The sequence below is a fragment of the Novipirellula methanifontis genome, assembly GCF_052161655.1.
Taxonomy (GTDB): Bacteria; Planctomycetota; Planctomycetia; order Pirellulales; family Pirellulaceae; genus Novipirellula.
Genome location: NZ_CP197418.1, coordinates 6,513,265 through 6,530,076 on the forward strand (window position 1 = coordinate 6,513,265; position 16,812 = coordinate 6,530,076).

The 16,812-nt window shown below is 53.0% G+C and carries 9 protein-coding genes and 1 pseudogene; 8 read left to right on the forward strand and 2 right to left on the reverse strand.

Annotated elements, in window-relative coordinates:
- The first annotated feature begins 78 nt into the window (after positions 1-78).
- The 6 genes and pseudogenes from SH528x_RS23485 to SH528x_RS23510 all read left to right on the forward strand — a co-directional run bounded on the left by SH528x_RS23485 (position 79) and on the right by SH528x_RS23510 (position 8,774).
- A complete protein-coding gene (locus SH528x_RS23485) occupies positions 79-720 on the forward strand; it encodes a hypothetical protein (RefSeq protein ID WP_442505884.1) in 642 nt (213 codons plus the stop codon).
- Positions 721-1,773: 1,053 nt separating this feature from the next.
- Positions 1,774-1,983, forward strand: coding sequence for a hypothetical protein (locus SH528x_RS23490; protein WP_442505885.1), 210 nt, complete (start codon positions 1,774-1,776; stop codon positions 1,981-1,983).
- Between the two features lie 1,003 nt (positions 1,984-2,986).
- On the forward strand, positions 2,987-3,874 hold the full coding sequence (locus SH528x_RS23495; protein ID WP_442505886.1) for a hypothetical protein: 888 nt from the start codon (positions 2,987-2,989) through the stop codon (positions 3,872-3,874).
- A gap of 357 nt (positions 3,875-4,231) precedes the next feature.
- Positions 4,232-5,598, forward strand: a pseudogene (locus tag SH528x_RS23500) (IS3 family transposase); the annotation flags it as partial.
- Positions 5,599-6,039: 441 nt separating this feature from the next.
- Complete coding sequence (locus SH528x_RS23505; protein WP_442505887.1) at positions 6,040-6,795, forward strand: hypothetical protein; 756 nt, start codon at positions 6,040-6,042, stop codon at positions 6,793-6,795.
- A gap of 779 nt (positions 6,796-7,574) precedes the next feature.
- Positions 7,575-8,774 (forward strand): hypothetical protein, encoded by a 1,200-nt coding sequence (locus tag SH528x_RS23510; RefSeq protein ID WP_442505888.1) that lies wholly within the window; start codon positions 7,575-7,577, stop codon positions 8,772-8,774.
- Positions 8,775-9,176: 402 nt separating this feature from the next.
- Here the strand turns inward: SH528x_RS23510 and SH528x_RS23515 are convergent, their stop codons facing one another.
- Entirely contained in the window at positions 9,177-9,476 is a 300-nt protein-coding gene (locus tag SH528x_RS23515) for a hypothetical protein (protein WP_442505889.1), read from the reverse strand.
- Between the two features lie 533 nt (positions 9,477-10,009).
- Here SH528x_RS23515 and SH528x_RS23520 point away from each other — a divergent pair.
- Positions 10,010-10,330, forward strand: coding sequence for a hypothetical protein (locus SH528x_RS23520; protein WP_442505890.1), 321 nt, complete (start codon positions 10,010-10,012; stop codon positions 10,328-10,330).
- 364 nt (positions 10,331-10,694) lie between these two features.
- Here the strand turns inward: SH528x_RS23520 and SH528x_RS23525 are convergent, their stop codons facing one another.
- Complete coding sequence (locus tag SH528x_RS23525; RefSeq protein ID WP_442505891.1) at positions 10,695-13,844, reverse strand: DUF7133 domain-containing protein; 3,150 nt, start codon at positions 13,842-13,844, stop codon at positions 10,695-10,697.
- 436 nt (positions 13,845-14,280) lie between these two features.
- On the opposite strand from SH528x_RS23525, the gene ilvB reads away from it, so the two are divergent.
- Complete coding sequence (gene ilvB, locus SH528x_RS23530; protein ID WP_442505892.1) at positions 14,281-16,158, forward strand: biosynthetic-type acetolactate synthase large subunit; 1,878 nt, start codon at positions 14,281-14,283, stop codon at positions 16,156-16,158.
- The last annotated feature ends 654 nt before the right edge of the window (positions 16,159-16,812 follow it).

Here is a 16,812-nt window from a genome sequence, read left to right on the forward strand (position 1 = left end):
GAAAACGCGTTTGGGCAGTGGTTGGTCTTCTGCTCGCCACTAGGTCACCCCGGTCGTTATTCCACTTTCAGGACTCCAATGCGATACGCTCTTGTCATCCTCATCGGTTTTGGCTGTGCGGCATCGTTCGCCCAAGAAGCGGCGCCGGCAGTCGATCCATTCGGCCCTGCGGAAAACTCAACCGACAACGCTGATTGGACGGAAACTCATCCCGATGGTGAAATACCCGCCGCGCGGATGCTGACTTTAGCCCACACCGATGCTTTGCCTGCCTTTGATCGGGCCGAAGTCTACGCAGTATCTTTCCCTGATCGCGACAGCAAAGAGGGACCCAAAACCAAACCGGGTGACAATACCTTCCCAGTTCGACCGTACAATGCTTACGCTGATGTCCACGGCCACATCACGCTTCGTGGCGACGATTGCAAGCTGCTCCACAACTCGTGGCGATCTCTCGCGTTTGATAGTCTCGGCGGTGCTTTCTGCCACTATCCTGCGTACGGCATCCGTTTTTACCGAAGCGACTTGCTCCTCTTCGAAACGACAGTTTGTTGGCAATGTCAAAATTTCTATTTGCCAATCTACGATGCCAAAAAACGCCACTTTTCGCACCGATGGTACGGATTCACGAACGATGACAACTCAAAGGCTTTACTTGCCCTGTTTCGTCGTAAGCTGCCCCATCCAAAGATCCAAGACGAAGCCAAATCCGGCGAATAACAAAGCTCTGCAGCGGACCGCGGATTGCAATGTTTTGGGCAGTGGAGGATCAACCGTCCATGCCCGCATGTCGCCGACGTTCTGCGACACCGCGCCGTTTTACAGCTATCAAAAGCTACGAAGTAACGGAGGCGGTTAGCGAAGTGCAAGTGCCTTGCAATTTTCCGTGGGAACAAACTTGGTTCTTGACATCGAGTTACGCTGGTCCAGTGAGGCGAGATGAGCCGTATTCGAAATACAGACGATTGCTAAGCAGTTAGGCAGGAGTCTTTCAGTAAATTGGCCGTTTTGGCGCTAGCGGGTCATTGATTTAGTGAGCCGTGACGCGTGAGCGGCCGGGTCCCACGCATTACCCGGTGCCTTACGGCCCACGGCTCACTTATGTGAATTGCATTTCGAATGAATCAACAACCCGCTAGTTCGACTGTCCCGTTTAGTGAACCGTGACGCGTGAGCGGCCGGGCCCCACGCATTACCCGGTGCCTTACGGCCCACGGCTCACTTATGTGAATCGCATTTCGAATAAATCAACAACCCGCTAGTTCGACTGTCCCGTTTAGTGAGCCGTGACGCGTGAGCGGCCGGGGCCCACGCATTACCCGGTGCCTTACGGCCCACGACTCACTTATGTGAATTGCATTTCGAATGAATCAACAACCCGCTAGTTCGACTGTCCCGTTTAGTGAGCCGTGACGCGTGAGCGGCCGGGTCCCACGCACTCCCCGGTGCCTTACGGCCCACGGCTCACTATTGCCAGTCGCATTTCGAAAAAATCAACAACCCGCTAGTCACGGTTTCGGCGCTGAACCGGGGCTAGCGACCAAACGTAACGCTGTGAAGCATTTTTCCATATAAGGTTTGTGTATTCTTAGCGTAGCGGAAGTCGTGCGTGACTTTCGTTCCATGACGTATGCCCACCGAAACTCTTGACGAGTTCCGCTACGAAATGCTTCACAGCGTGGGCCCAAACGGCTAACTGGATTTCACCCAATCATTCCTGCCTAACTGCTTACCGATTGCACAATTCGGACATAAGCTGATTGAGAGAGAAGAATGCACGTGCTTTGGGGATGTTTGATCGTTGCAGCAGGGCTATTCATGCTGGTTTGTGGCCTTCGGAAAAGCGATTTCATTGTCTATCGCTTAATGGCTGCGCGATCGAAAATTCTATGGGGCGAAAAGGTGCATCGCTTTTATCAGATTGTTGGCGTGATCGTCATTGTTTTTGGAGCATTGGTCGCTCTTCGTTTCATCGGGAAATAAAGTTGAAACAATCTCCGTCCGAAACTTTGACGTAACGAATCCTAAACTCCGCGGAGTCGTCGGATGCAAGTTATCCGTCTCCAGCAGCGAGACACCGATCGCATTTTTGGAGCTCATGTAGCACGTAGGTTGCTTCGTTTTCCACTTCTAGCGTTCAGCTGAAACTCGCCTCGATCAATCCGACCAATCTGTAGAATCAGACGGCTGTTCGATGCACTGGTCGCGTCTACCGGTGAATGCAAGGCTGAATCGGTAGTTGCCACCGGTTTCGTCGACCTGGCGTTTTTCCACAGCCGGCCACCGGTACGATCAAGCGGAATGGCAGGAAGTCGCTTCGGTTGTGCAACAGGCCACGCATTTCGCCTAATTCGTTCGTCACGCAGGTTTGTCCAACCGACACTAGCTCATTGAGTCGCTGACTTGGATTGGTCTGACTACAACGTACGGTTCTTTTCGAATGCAGTTGCCCTGCTGTTACCGGTCGTTCAAGCTACAGCCTTGGATTTGAGTCCTGGAACCTTTTCTTATTCAAGCTACAGCCTTGGATTTGAGTCCTGGAACCTTTTCTTATTCTGGAACCTTTTCTTATTGGAACCTTTTCTTATTTTTGCGTTCATTCGTTATCAGAATTCCAATGGGTGCAACCGGCTATCCGCCACGCACAAATGCCGTTTTTTTTCGGGTTTCCTCATTCTCAAAGTAACAAATAGAGGTTTCAAAAACCGGTCTTACTCACCCACGCCGCGGCAACTCAGATCCACAGTCTGATTCACGGGTTTCAATGACTGCAAATAGCGGACGCACCCCAGATGCACGAGTTGCCCAGGTTCCCAAGGCATGTCCAGATGGTTGGCGGATCGTCGGTTACACCCATTTCCATTCACCTCAGAGCACGATAGCCCAGCGAGAACAGACGGGGAGCTATTGAACCACCCCTTGGGGCCGTATAGAATAAACGGGTAGCCCCCCTGAAGAACTGCCTGATTCATCGATGGACCCTCCAATGAGCTTTCGAACAAACCTTACAATTATCGTTCTTCTACTATTGTGGCCACAGGCAGGCAAGAAAGCACTCGCGCAATCTGACCTGAGCGAATTTCGAACCTGGACAGACACTTCGGGAAGATCGGTTGAAACTCGCATGGTTGATCGCGACGATGGCAAGATTCTTCTTGAGCGCCGAGATGGGAAGCGTGGTTCGGTCAGGTTGGTTCAACTGATACAACCTCAAGCTAATACACCGAAAGGGACAGTGGACACTGTGCGCCGAATTTTGTCGCTACCAGAGGTTGTGGCTGCAGCGGAGAAGTTAAGAGCAGACAACACCACAACACAGCAACGCACCCAGAACTATACGGTAACTAGTATGGCTTGGCAGTGCGTGACTGAGACCGTTTGCCTTAACGGAAGGTGGGTAACTCGAAACGTTTGGCGCCAGATTCCAGTACAAGAAATAAGGACTAAGACGTACAACATCGTGCTTTCACTGATTGACGACGAGCCTTTATTCAAGACTCCGGACGACTCAAGAGTTGGTGTGGGTTATGCGAAAGTGCCTCTACAGGGGTTGCTGCCGAAAGCTGCAGGTGGGCGAGCATCCAAGGTATATGATTTCTCTATTAACTCTCTTCCTTCAAATATCCGGCACGCAATCTTGAATGAGGATCGGCTGCTTGAAGTGCAATCTGCTGGGTATCTAACTCCGCAAAGCAACTCTCTTGTTGAGGAGAAAATTCGATTGGTTGCCACAATTCGAAATGACGACAATGAAGTCGACATCGTCCTACTACTACTCAGAAGAGACAAAGCCAACGGCATTCTTCTTTCTGACAAAACGCAACTGAACAAGGACGCTCAAACATTTGCCGATGAGATTAAAACGAAGCTCTAAAATGAATTTCATGCACTGGCTCTCCCAGAAGTTTCCATCAGCAGAGTATGAATCCCCGAGAATCGAAGATCCCTACTACGAGCATCTGATTCGTATGTATCGCTCGCGGGCTATTCTGTTCAGAAATGTTGGCATTAGTTGCCTTCTAGCATCGTTTCCAATTGTCATACTCGGCGTCGTGATCTTTTGGATCGGTGATCCAGCGGACTCGAAACGCGCAACGAGCGAAATTGAACTTTCTGTAGAGTTGTCAGCATTAAGGCGGCGCCTTGATGAAATTGGGACGACGGGCCCTCTGTGCCAACATGAGTGAGACAACTTTGAAGTTTTTCAAAATCGAGGGCACGGAGAGTTTACATGACCGAAATCGCCAACAAAAAAGTTAAGAAAAATCCTGAGGTGGCTGAGAAAGCGACCCGTCGTCGCTTTTCAGAGGAGTATAAACGTCGGATCGCGATCGAAGCTCAGCAGTGCTCCGAGCCCGGTGAGATTGGAGCTCTGCTACGTCGTGAAGGGCTCTATTCGTCAGTGGTTCAGCGCTGGCGTCGTCAACTTCGGGAAAAATCATTGTCATCATCGAATAAGCCCAGTAGCGATGTGCCGCCAGCAATACCGTCAAAGGCAAAAGAGCTTGCCGCTTTGAAACGCGAAAATGAACGCCTAAAAGAAAGACTTCGCCAGGCGGAGTTGATCATTGACGTCCAAAAAAAAGTCTCGGAGATGATGCAGACACGCTCACACGAGAAGACAGATTGAGTGCGGCTGAAGGGCTCAGCAAACGAGTCGGTGTCGCTGCTGCATGCCGCGCACTGAATGTTTCGCGAGCGACGTTGTACCGTCGCCGCGATCCCGACCAGCAACCTAAGCCGAGACCGATCCCAGCTCGAGCACTTTCACTCGGAGAACGAAAAGCGGTGATCGATCGACTCAACAGCGAACGTTTCGCTGATCAGTCGCCGCGGCAGGTCTACTCGAAATTGCTCGATGAAGGGGAGTACATGTGCAGCGTGCGGACGATGTATCGCATCCTTGAAGCGAATCAAAGCACTCGCGAACGCAGAAACCAACTCCGACACCCGAACTACAGAAAGCCTGAATTGCTTGCGACCGGCCCCAATGAAGTCTGGTCGTGGGACATCACCAAGCTCAAGGGCCCGGAGAAATGGACCTATTATTACCTGTATGTCATTCTGGATATCTACAGCCGCTGCGTGGTCGGCTGGATGCTGGCACATCGTGAAAGCGCCGATCTAGCCACGCAGCTGATCGAAACAACCATTGAAAAGCAAAACATTCCGCGCGAGCAATTGATCCTCCATAGCGATCGTGGGCCATCGATGACATCGCATTCGGTGGCGCAGTTGCTTGGTTCGCTGGGCGTCACCAAGTCACACAGTCGGCCGCATGTTTCCAACGACAATCCTTTCTCGGAAAGCCAGTTCAAAACGATGAAGTACCGCCCTGAATTTCCCCAGCGATTTGGATGCTATGAAGACGCACTTGGATTCTGCCGTGAATTCATTGGCTGGTACAACGACGAGCACTATCACAGTGGCATCGGCCTGCTTACCCCATCATCGTTGCACTACGGCCAAGGCGAAAAAGTGATCGAGTCGAGAAAACAAACGCTTCACGGGGCATGGCAGAAGAATCCCGAGCGTTTCGTACACGGCATTCCCACACCTGCAAGCCTTCCCAAAGCAGTTTGGATCAACGCTCCCAAACGAAAGGATGAATTGAAAAGCGAAGCCCCCGAAGCGAATTGCCCGGGGGCTCCAGAAGTAACGTCTTTGACGCACCCTCGATCCGGTTATCCCTTGGACGGTTGCGTCCCCGCAGAGCCGTCTTCCGTTTCACCGGACGTCGACACAGTACCAGCAACAAACTCTTTGAACACCCGAGTCATGCCTGAAAAAATCCCGGGGGTTCGGGGGCTGGCCCCTGAGCACGCGGGATGCAGCACCTAACAACTATCAAAAAGTTGTCTCACTGTCGTTGACACATTCCGGGGCGCCAAAACTCTTGCAGAAGTTGCCATTGCGGAACGGGCCTCCCTGCTCGCGAATATTTTTGGACGAGTCACTCCGACGGTAAAAGGAGCGACGGAGAGTGATAGTGGGTCAGTAGAACGGAGCACACTTCTCCTTCATATTGCAAAACGAATTATGGAGGCAATTGCCGATCCAGATCTGACTGAATCCCCCACAAGCAAGGAGAGTGCACCCGACTCGATCATTAAGGTTGAAGCTTTGTTTCCCGGCGACTCAAATCGATTTCCTCGGCAAGCATTGCTCCTCATCCGAGAGGAGCTTGAACAACAAGGAGAGCCTCTAAACGAAATTCATGCCAGGATAGAAGACCTTGAAAAGCTCATCCAATCTGCCACAAAGGAAGCCCTTACCACAGCAAAGAATTCGTTGGCGAGCCAGCAGCTCACCGCAATTGCCAGCGTTGATAGTGCTATTCGGAAAAAACATGAGGAGTCAAAGCTAAGACTAGAGAGACTTCAGCGTGAAGCACCCTTTCGAGAAGAAGAACGCCAATCGATTCAGTCGAACATTGAAGCCGTGGAGAAGCAACTGACCGAAGTGCGAGCCGAACGAGACAAAATCCTATTCATGTCATGGGTGCCAGGATTGACGCTACGGGTGGGCATCGTGGTACTCTTGCTCTTTTTTTCTCAAATACTCCTTAGCGCTTACCGCTATACGATATCCCTTTCTGCTTTTTACCTTTCGAGAGCAGACGCTATTCAGTTACTTCAGCCCCAATCGGGGCGAGAAACTTGGTATGACATCAACCAACTCAGCGTACTTGTTAAGAACCTGTCACCCAACACAAATGACTTGACTATCGACACCGTTAGCTCGCCGAACGAGCAAGTTACTGACCTTGCAAAAGTTTGGATATCGAAGAAATAGTTCGACGATTGCAAGAAGTCTTTCCACATACCGGATGTATGGTCAGTCAATCCATCTGCTCATCGACACTGCCGCCTTCACATTGATCTGGTCGCTGCCATCAGCGAAAGCGCTCCGGTAGCGCACACCGATGCGAGTTGCAGATTTAGATTGGAGATGGCGGTTGCATCGACCTCGGGTAGTTTGCGATTTCGCGAACTCGCGTAGGTCTTTTTCACCGACGCACCAAATCGCCAATGGCTAGCACGATCCGGTTTAATCGACCGGGGAGGCCCCAAGCAATTCGGAGTCAGCCACGGGGGCTCGATAGTTGGTCGCCCAGATGCACTCCAAGTTGTCGGAATCGATCGCCCCGACGAGACGCTAGATTTGATACGGCATATTTGGAATAATGACGGTTTCGCCACACTGCCTCAGGACCATGCCCCGTGGACTCTGTTCAGATCAACAAGTTAGTTACTTTTATCGAAGAGAATCTCCGTGCATCACCCTCCGCGGGTCTCAGCTTTGTGGACACACGCCAGCACCGGACACGGTTATTGTCACGGCAGAATCACGTAGTGTTTGGGAGGCGTGGAGCGGGAAAAACCTCGCTTGTCAAGTCCGGACGTGATTCTGCGACACACTTTGATGTAGACCTGAACATAGAGGACTACAAGGACATCACGTTCCCAAATATTGTGATTCAGATTCTCGTCCAGCTGTTCGGAAGCCTTGAGTCGCAAGTGCGAAGCCATATTCCTTGGTACAAGCGAGGGCTGCAGACTAGGCGGGCGCTGATGCGTCTTAAATCCGTTTCACGACAACTTAAAGGGCATCTTCACGAACCTGATCAAGAAACACAGGAAGTCAGTGAGTCCGACACGTCCGGACACAACATGAACATTGGTGTATTGGGATCTCAAGCCTCCGGTGGCGTGTCAACACAACGTGGGAAGTCGCGTGAGGTTAGGCGTACATTGCCGAAGAGTAAGTTAGACTTTCTTCGTTTGGAAATAACAACATACAAGGAGTTACTCCAATCCATATCGGTACTTTTTTCGCAACGGCCGATTTTTCTTGTCCTGGATGATTTCTACTTTGTACCTAAGTCCATCCAGCCTGGGCTGATTGATTACTTTCATCGACTTACAAAAGGCACGGATCTTTTTCTGAAAATCGCAACAATCAAGCACCGCTCAAAGCTTTACCGCAAGGATGAAGAGCAATACACGGGTGCCGAACTAGGGCACGACATTTATGAAATCGACATGGACTACACGCTTGACAAATTTGACGAATTGCAGGCTTTCATGCGACAAATATTAGTGCGAGCCATCGACGAATCAGGTGCTACGCTTAGGTTAGACGATGTGTTTGCCGGCGAGGGCTTCGCGCAACTATGTCTCGCTTCGGGAGGTGTTCCTCGCGATTTTCTTTCGCTCTTTGTGACTCTTGCTAATCGCTCGGGTGCTTCGGGCCAGGGAATCGGCAAAGTTCAAGTGACGGAAGCTGCAATCAACACCATTCGTAGCAAGAAAGAGTCGATGAAGCAGGATTCCGGCGATGACGATGCGGTACTTGATGAGTATCTAAGCCGCATCAAGCGTTATGTTTACGACGACAAACGCACTAATGCATTTCTTGTTGCAAAAGATGATCTGGAGAATGATCCGCAAGTACGACAGGCAATTAGAGAGCTTGTAGACTTGCGGCTAATTCACTTGGTTGATCAGAACACCAGTCGCGCTCCCAGCGACGGACGACGGTACGAAGCTTTCATCCTGGACGTCGGACTTTACGAAAATCCTCGCCCCCGTAAGTTCAATCAAGTGGAACCAGGTCAACGGGATGAGAAAGCGAGAAAAGATGAACTGCGTGCGTCGCCCGTGATCGATTTCACAGCGATCAGAGAGTTGGTGGACACGGTCGCCACGGTAGATGCCGACGATCAACCGCCCTCGGCAAAACCGAGTCAGTTGGAACTGACGTTCGAGTAACTTTCGACAGTCCGAACGGCTCCGGTTTCGTCGACCTGGTGTTTTTCCACAGTCGGGTACCGGTGCCATCAAGCGGAATGGCGGGACCTCGCGTTGGTTGTGCTATGCTTCAACCCCGCTCATGAACTGCGGTCGGCTGTGCCCGATTCGCGTTTCACTGGAGTCATTTAGTGATTCGGCGGCTGCAGGTCGCCGCGGGCAATGCAGGCGTTCTCTGGGTAGCGGTGACGCGATGGAGACATTGATATGCATCTTGCTTCGTCAAAGCTACCGCGTCGACTGGACGGACTACGCTGCCGGACATGAGTCGTCACGGCAATCGAAAGTTGTGCGATCGGACATCGTTCGCACATCGCTATGAATTCATGTCAATTGTCGGGTGACAAGCGGGCAATTTCAGGCCTAGATACCGATTTTGGTCAGCGGTGGATTGCTAGCAATGATCTCGCCTGAATCCGATACCTTCAAATAATAGGACGACCAAATGTGGACCCGCATTGATACAGCGAAGTCACCCGGCTGCTCCAATTTTTCCCAAATGTTCACTCGATAGTTGTCGTTGTGGTGCCGACAGACCTCCACACGATGCAAACGCGGTGGCCTGCCGACTTTCTCCAAAACCTGCGACTTAATCGTTTCCGTATGGTCTGATAGCGATGTGGAGTCATCGTTCTGCAGGGCTGCTTGATCGACTTTTGCCATGATTTCCTCGGCCACTGATGGTAATGAGACACTGAACTGTATCGTAATTGCGTCCAGCTCGATATGAGTGCGGAGTAGAGAACGCAGCAGCGACGGATAGACACCCCCGATTGGCTACAATCGGTTGATCGGAAACTTCCGCGGTTTCAGCACGCGATAAACCGCCCCCACCTGCCCATTTCTTCGCACGATTGCATCGTCTTCGGCGAAATCGATCGGACGTGAAGTCACATCGGTCCGTTCGCCGATGCGGCGAAAACGAGAAGTTTTTAACTGTCACTGGCCTCATCGACCGACGCGATTTTGGCGATTTCCTGCGTTTGCCAAACTGTAAGCCATCACACAGACGGAGAGTTGGTAAAGCTCGTAACGTCCGAGCCGTCCAGCAGCAGCAGCGTCAATCGCCTCTCTGCCGTTAGATTCGGATGGTTTGTATGACGACTCACATTGTGAACCGAACGGCTGGGCCGATGGAACAGGAAAGGAAATCTTGTTCCGCCCCTATCTCAAGCTGTATTTTTGTAAGGAAGCATATGTCTCGCAAGTTGCTCGCCACCGCATCCGCTTTTGGCTTCGTCGCCTTTAGCTGCATCGTATTCACCGGATGTCGCCAAACTGGTGCCTGCCACAACGGAAGTTGCTCTGCTCCTTCGGCCGGATACAGTTCGCCCGCCTACAACGCATCGCCCTCCTATTCCCAGCCGGCCTATCAAGGATCTGGGTCGAGCAATTCGATGCCGTCATCCTCGTACACCGCTCCCTCGCAAAGCTACACCGCACCGCCTCAAAACTACACCGCTCCTGGTGGGTCAGGGACACGTTCGGCGCCATCGGGCGGTTCGGGAACGCGATAGCTGGCAGCCAAAATAACAGTGCGATCTCCGATGTAGCTGATGGCAACCAACAGTGGCATCCACTGTCAAAGCGTTTCGATTCGGTCTTTGCTTCCGAAGCAGCAGACCGACGGTCTGGACGCCCACTTCGAAGCGGTAGATCCGCTGGTGGGCAGCGTTAAAGGAGCGTTTTCGCTTTTAGAGCGAATTAGATTCAGTTTTGCGATCCATCTAAGCCGTTGTGAGCCGTGGGCCGTAAGGCACCGGGTAATGCGCGGCACCCGGCCGCTCACGCGTCACGGCTCACTAAGTCAACAACCCGTTCGTCGGTGGAGAGGTAACTGCACTGTACGCCTGAATAAAAACTCACCCCAATGATTCCTGCCTACTTGCTTACCTTCGCCGGACGAATCCCGCCGGTCAGTGCTTGCAATTTCTCAGTCCCTCCGTCGTTGATCTCCATTAGAAATCGCACCAAATCGAGAAACTGTTGCTCGCTTGCCAACGGATTGACGAGACCCGCCGGCATCGCCGAAACAGCCGAAGGTTTAGTGAACTCGATGTCATCCTGGGCAATCTCGATTTGTTTTCCGCTCGCAGGCTCGCGTAATACGAGCGTATCATTGGTCTCGCTCTGCTTGAATCCCATCAGGCTGACGCCATCAACGGTCAGAACCATTAACTGGGCATACTCTTTGCGGATGTCCTTAGATGGATTGAGCACGGACTCGACAAGAAAACGGTCGGTCACGCCGTCTCGCTTTGAGGCAAGATCGGGAGCCAACGGCGGGCCGTTGGATGGATCGTGGCAGTTCGCACACGAGAGCGTTGCGTTGTAGAACAGCGCCGCTCCCGCTTTCGCATCTCCAAGCTTCCTCGCGTCCGCCGCAAGTTGGTCGGGATTTGCACCGGCGAGCGTTTGGGCCATTGATTCGGCCGGCTTGGCGTCGGCCGACATCCCCTTGATCGCGAGTTCATGAATCGACCAATAGTTTTTCGGTGCCTTGCCCGTTTGCGTGATACGGATGTACTGGACCGGTTCAGGACAGTCCAGTTCAATCAATGTGATCGGATCGTCACCGAAACCTTCAGCAACTTGATCGTTCCACTCTTTACCATCGGCCGAAACATGCACCACGAAGCGGCGAGGATAGTCGGCTGCCGATTGCTTCGTATCTAACCGGATGGACATCAAGCGGATCGGTTTCGGAAACTCCAACGCGAACCACATTCCCGGTTTCTGGAAGGTGCCCGTATCCCACCGCGTCTTTTCATTACCATCGATCGCGGCCGATAGATTTTCCCCTTTGTGACTAGCCGATAACTTCCAACTGTTACGATCGAGTTCGGGAGGGTCGAAGTAATTCAACTCAGCAAGCGTCCACGGCCCGATCCGACTCGACGACTGGTCACGAATTCGAGCCACATCGGTTTGTTCGATCAAGGCTCCTTTGTTTCCCCACTGGTTACGAACAAAATTCGCCACATCGGCGATCCAGCGGTCGTCATGGACGCCCATCGGCAACATCAAGCCAGCCGAATAGGTTTTCTTGTCGACGGGACCGACCAGACCATGCAACAGAATTCGAGTCAGCCGTTCTTTGTGACCTAACACTCGCTCAGAACCGTCCAGCGGTGGCGCCAGGACAACATCTCGATTGTCGGGCGAATGTTGTCCCTTGCCATCGGCACCATGGCACTCCGTGCAAAGCGTCTTGTAGGTTTTCGCCCCACGCTCTACCGATTCCGCCAGCGCTTTGTTGCGTCTGCGCAGTTCGTCGAGTTTTCGTTGTTCGGCCAAAGCCGCTTCTCGATTCGCAACGATCTGACTATGCAGTTCGCTAATCGCCGAGTTTTCTTTATGAGTCGACACGATCTGTTCGGTCAACGCCTCGGCGTTTGGATGACGACCGCGACCCATCGACAACATCGTTTGAATCAAAACGTCTGGACTTTCATCTCGCACTAACTGTTCAATCGCGTTGTCAAGCGAACGATCCGTTGCCATCAGCGGTTCTGCGATTCTGACTGCGGCACTGCGAACACGCCAATCCGCATCAGCCATGCCTTGGATCAACAATGCCGGTGTCACAGCGTCGAGACCTTCGAGTGTCCACATCGCATGCAGTCTCGCTAGCGGGTTCTCGCTGGTCGTCGCAATGGTTTGCAGAGCGGGCACCACACTTCGGTCACCGTGTAATACGATTAGCTTCTGCGCCTCGCTTCGCCACCAACCGTTGGGGTGTGAAAGGTGGGCAACCAATTCCGCCGGAGTCTCGTCAAGCATTCTTGGTCGCGGGCCTCGCTTCGTGGTTTCGTGGTCGACCCGATAGATACGTCCCCGACCGATATTCTTTTGCAGTCCGTATTTCTTCACCACTTCGCGCAGATACGATCCTTCACGAACCCAATTTCCCTCTTGGATAATGCCTCGATACATATCAACGATATACAGACAGCCATCGGGTCCGGTGGCACTGTTGACCGGACGGAAATTTGGATCGGTCGCGGCAATGAACTCGCTTTGATCATAAGCGTTCGAGAGAACAATGCGGCCTTGATCGTTCGTCACCTTGGCGCGGCGTACCAGACGTCCAACAGGTTCAGGAATCAGCAGATCACCACGAAAGTCAGCGGGCATTCGATCGCCTCGATAGACCGATTGGCCACAGCACGCGGAGAACACCGTCAGCGTGTTGTCGTCCCGGACACGATTCAGACCGCCCTGAACATCGGGCACATTGTCAATAGGAAAGACTTCGCGAAAGCCGTCCGCTTGCTCTCCGCCGAGCGAGAGCTTTCCATAAATGATCGGTCGCTGGAAATCCATCGCCGGATTCTCGCCGCCTGCGGTTGAATAGTAGATGCGGCCCTCGTCATCGTGAGTCAAACCCCACTGTCCCGAACCATGTGGCAGAGGTTCGCGAATCACTTCTCCATTGGTGAATCGAATCCGTTCGTGGGTATAGGTGGCGTACAGCCAATTATCAATGTTCCAAATCAAGCCGCTGGTTTGATGTTCCAGATTATTGCCCGTTCGCCCCCGCTCGCACCACATTTCGACTCGATCGGCGACTCCGTCGTCGTCAGTGTCTTGGTAACTTTTTAAATCGAGCGTGTTGGTTTCGCAAATGATGACACGATCCAATAGCGGCAAGACCATTCGTGGTAGCGACAAGTTGTCTGCAAACACGGTGTGCTTGTCGTAAACACCGTCATCATCGGTGTCTTCGTGTCTTGACACTCGGCTGGTGGGCGCCAATTGGTTCTTGCCGTCAATGTCTTGCATGTAGGTTCGCATTTCGACCACATACATGCGACCATTCCCATCCCACACGACAGCGACAGGTTCAAGAATGTTGGGTTCCGCCAAAACAGGCGTCAAGCTGTACCCCGGCTGGATCTTCATCGTTGCAACGGAATCTGCTGGCGAAAGCGGAGGTGCCTTCGAGCTGACTTCTTCCGCCATCACGAACGAAAATGGAATGGATGTCGAAAGAAGGAGCAGAACGAATACATTGCATATTGATTGCATGACGGAAATTTGTAGGGATAGAGATTAAAGAATGGGTAGGGTATGCAAAAAAATTCGCACCACGCCCGAGTTTTGAGTAAAAAGCCGAGCCATTCGATGGCACACTTCCGCAACATTTCCATGTCGCTCGGCGGCAATTCTTCGAACGAAGTCTTCGACCGAGGCATTATGCACTACATTAATCGCAGAAGAAACACTTTTCTAAACACGTCGGCGAGGTGCTAAGCAGGTAGGTAGGAATCATTGGGTGAAATCCCGTTAGCCGCTTGGGCGCTAGCCCCGGTTCAGCGCCGGAACCGTGGCTAGCGCCAAAACGGCCAATTTACTGAAAGACTCATGCCTCACTGCTTAGATTGCCTCACTGCTTAGATTAACGCGAAGCAACAACGGCTTGCCCTCCCCCCTCCAGATCTCGCAGCCAAAAAGTGCCCACCACATGAGCAATTTCGATCCCTCTCAACTCGACCAAGTTACCTACGACGACGTTTCTACTATCACCGGCGGCGTGATCACGGATCTATTGGAATCCGACCGGGCTCACGCAAAACGCGGTGCCCATATTCTGGCCGAAGCCCTTGTCGCCGAAGGCGTCGACGTGATCTTTGGTTATCCAGGTGGGGCGAACCTGGAAATCTTCGACGTATTGCCGGAAGTCGGCATAAAAATCATCCGCGTCGAACACGAGCAGGGCGCCGCCCACGCCGCCCAAGGCTACGCCCGCGTGAGCGGCAAAGTCGGCGTCTGCCTCGCCACGTCTGGCCCCGGCGCCACCAACCTGGTCACCGGTATCGCCGATGCCAATTCCGACTCCGTTCCGATCGTCGCCATCACGGGCAACGTGCCCACACATTTGTTGGGGAAGAATGCATTTCAAGAGGTCGACATCGTCGGTATCTGCAAACCCATTACCAAGCGAGCCTACCTCGTAAAACGCGTGGCGGAGATTCCTGAAACCGTGCGTGAAGCGTTTGAACTCGCGAGCGGGCAAAGGCCGGGCCCTGTGCTGATCGACATCCCCAAAGACATCCAGCAACATTACCCGCGCGACCCGGAAGGCCGTTACGCGCCGCCGCGCATTCCCGCGGTCATCTCGCCGCCCGAGCCCCAAGCGGGAGCCATCAATCCCGGCCAGCTGGAAGAATGTTGTCGCCTGATTCGCGAAGCGGCCAAACCCATTCTCTACATCGGCGGCGGCGTTGTGAGCTCCGACACCGGGCCACAAATCCTAGCCCTCGCTGAAAAGCTAGGCATCCCCGTCACCTCGACCGTTATGGGACTCGGGGCGTTTCCGCCGGACCATGATCTCGCCCTCGGCGTTCTCGGCATGCATGGTTCGAAGTTCGCCAACGTGGCAATCAACGAAGCCGACCTCGTGTTGGCTGTCGGCGTGCGTTTCGACGATCGTGTAACGGGCAAGGTAGACGAATTCATCAAACACGGAAAAATCGTTCACATCGACATCGACCGCCGCGAACTCAACAAAAACAAGCCTGTCACCCTGCCCGTCTGCGCCGATTTGAAACTCGCCGTGGCCCAACTATTCGAAACTGCTACGCCGGGAGACTACAGCGATTGGCGAGCCGAAGTAGCCGCCAACCGGGCACGTTATCCCTTCACCATTCCTGACGGCGAAGCCCTCAGCCCGCAGTTTGCCATTCGAGCCATTTCCGAGGCTACCGACGGCCAAGCCATCGTCTCTCTCGGCGTCGGCCAACACCAGATGTGGGCCATGCAGCACTACAAGGTGGCCCAGTCGCGTTCCTTCCTCAGCTCCAGCGGATTCGGCACCATGGGCTACGGCCTGCCCGCCGCAATCGGGGCCAAAGTAGGATGCCCCGAACGCACCGTCATCGATATCGATGGCGACGGTTCTTTGAACATGACCATCCACGAACTGAGCACCTGCCACCGTTACGGCATCGGCGTCAAAGTCGTCGTCATCAACAACCAATGGCTCGGCATGGTGCGTCAATGGCAGGACATGATCTACGATGGCCACCGTAGCGGCACGGCGCTTGGCGATCCCATGGCCGTCAAACGCCCCGGAGTCGAAGACATCTACCCTGATTTTCTCTCCATCGCCCACGGCTACCGCGTCAAAGCCGAGCAAGTAACGCAGGCGGTTGATCTAGCGGCCGCCATAGAACGAATGCTCGCGGATCCTAACGAACCTTATCTGCTGGACGTCATCGTCACCTTTGAAGAAAACGTGTATCCAATGATCCCCGCCGGTGGAACCTATCGCGACATTATCATGACCACCGCCGACCTCGCCGGCCGCGAATCCAAGGCTGCCCAAGGCAACAACATCTAAAAAAATGGCCAGTGGTACCGCTACCGAAAATTGCGGGCGACCGTGCTATCACCAAAGGCTCCATTTGCCAAAATTGCGTGCCAGAATTCTCGCTAACTCACTCGAGAAAGCTCAGATCATTTGGGAACAATCCAGGCATCGAACGAAATTAAAACGTTGAACATACGATTCGCGTTCAGATTGTATTGCGGCGTGCAAAAAGCAATTTCGGAGTCTAAGCACGTAGGCATGAATTATTGGGCGAAATCCCGTTAGCCGCTTGGGCGAACGCTGTGAAGCATTTTTCATAAACCGAATGCGTAGCGGGGGACTCTTGAACCAGCGCCGGTCCCTCGCTTACGCGTTTTGGAGTTGCTGTTTTTGCGCCGGAGGCACTTTATGGGATAGCCTTGGACTTTAGTCCAAGGTTATCGGTTCTGAAATTGGCACCAAGTCGCGGAGCGACGTTCTGCGGCGAACGATTAAGTCATAAAACGTCCCGCTGGGACTCGATTGATATTGGCGAAAATCCCTCGGACTAAAGTCCGAGGCTATCGAAATATGTCGCTCCGCGACAGCAAATAGCGCAACTTCAAAACTCACGCGTTCGGGTCGTGATGACCTGGCAAAACACGACTCAGAAATGCTTCACAGCGTTGCGTTTGGGCGCTTGCC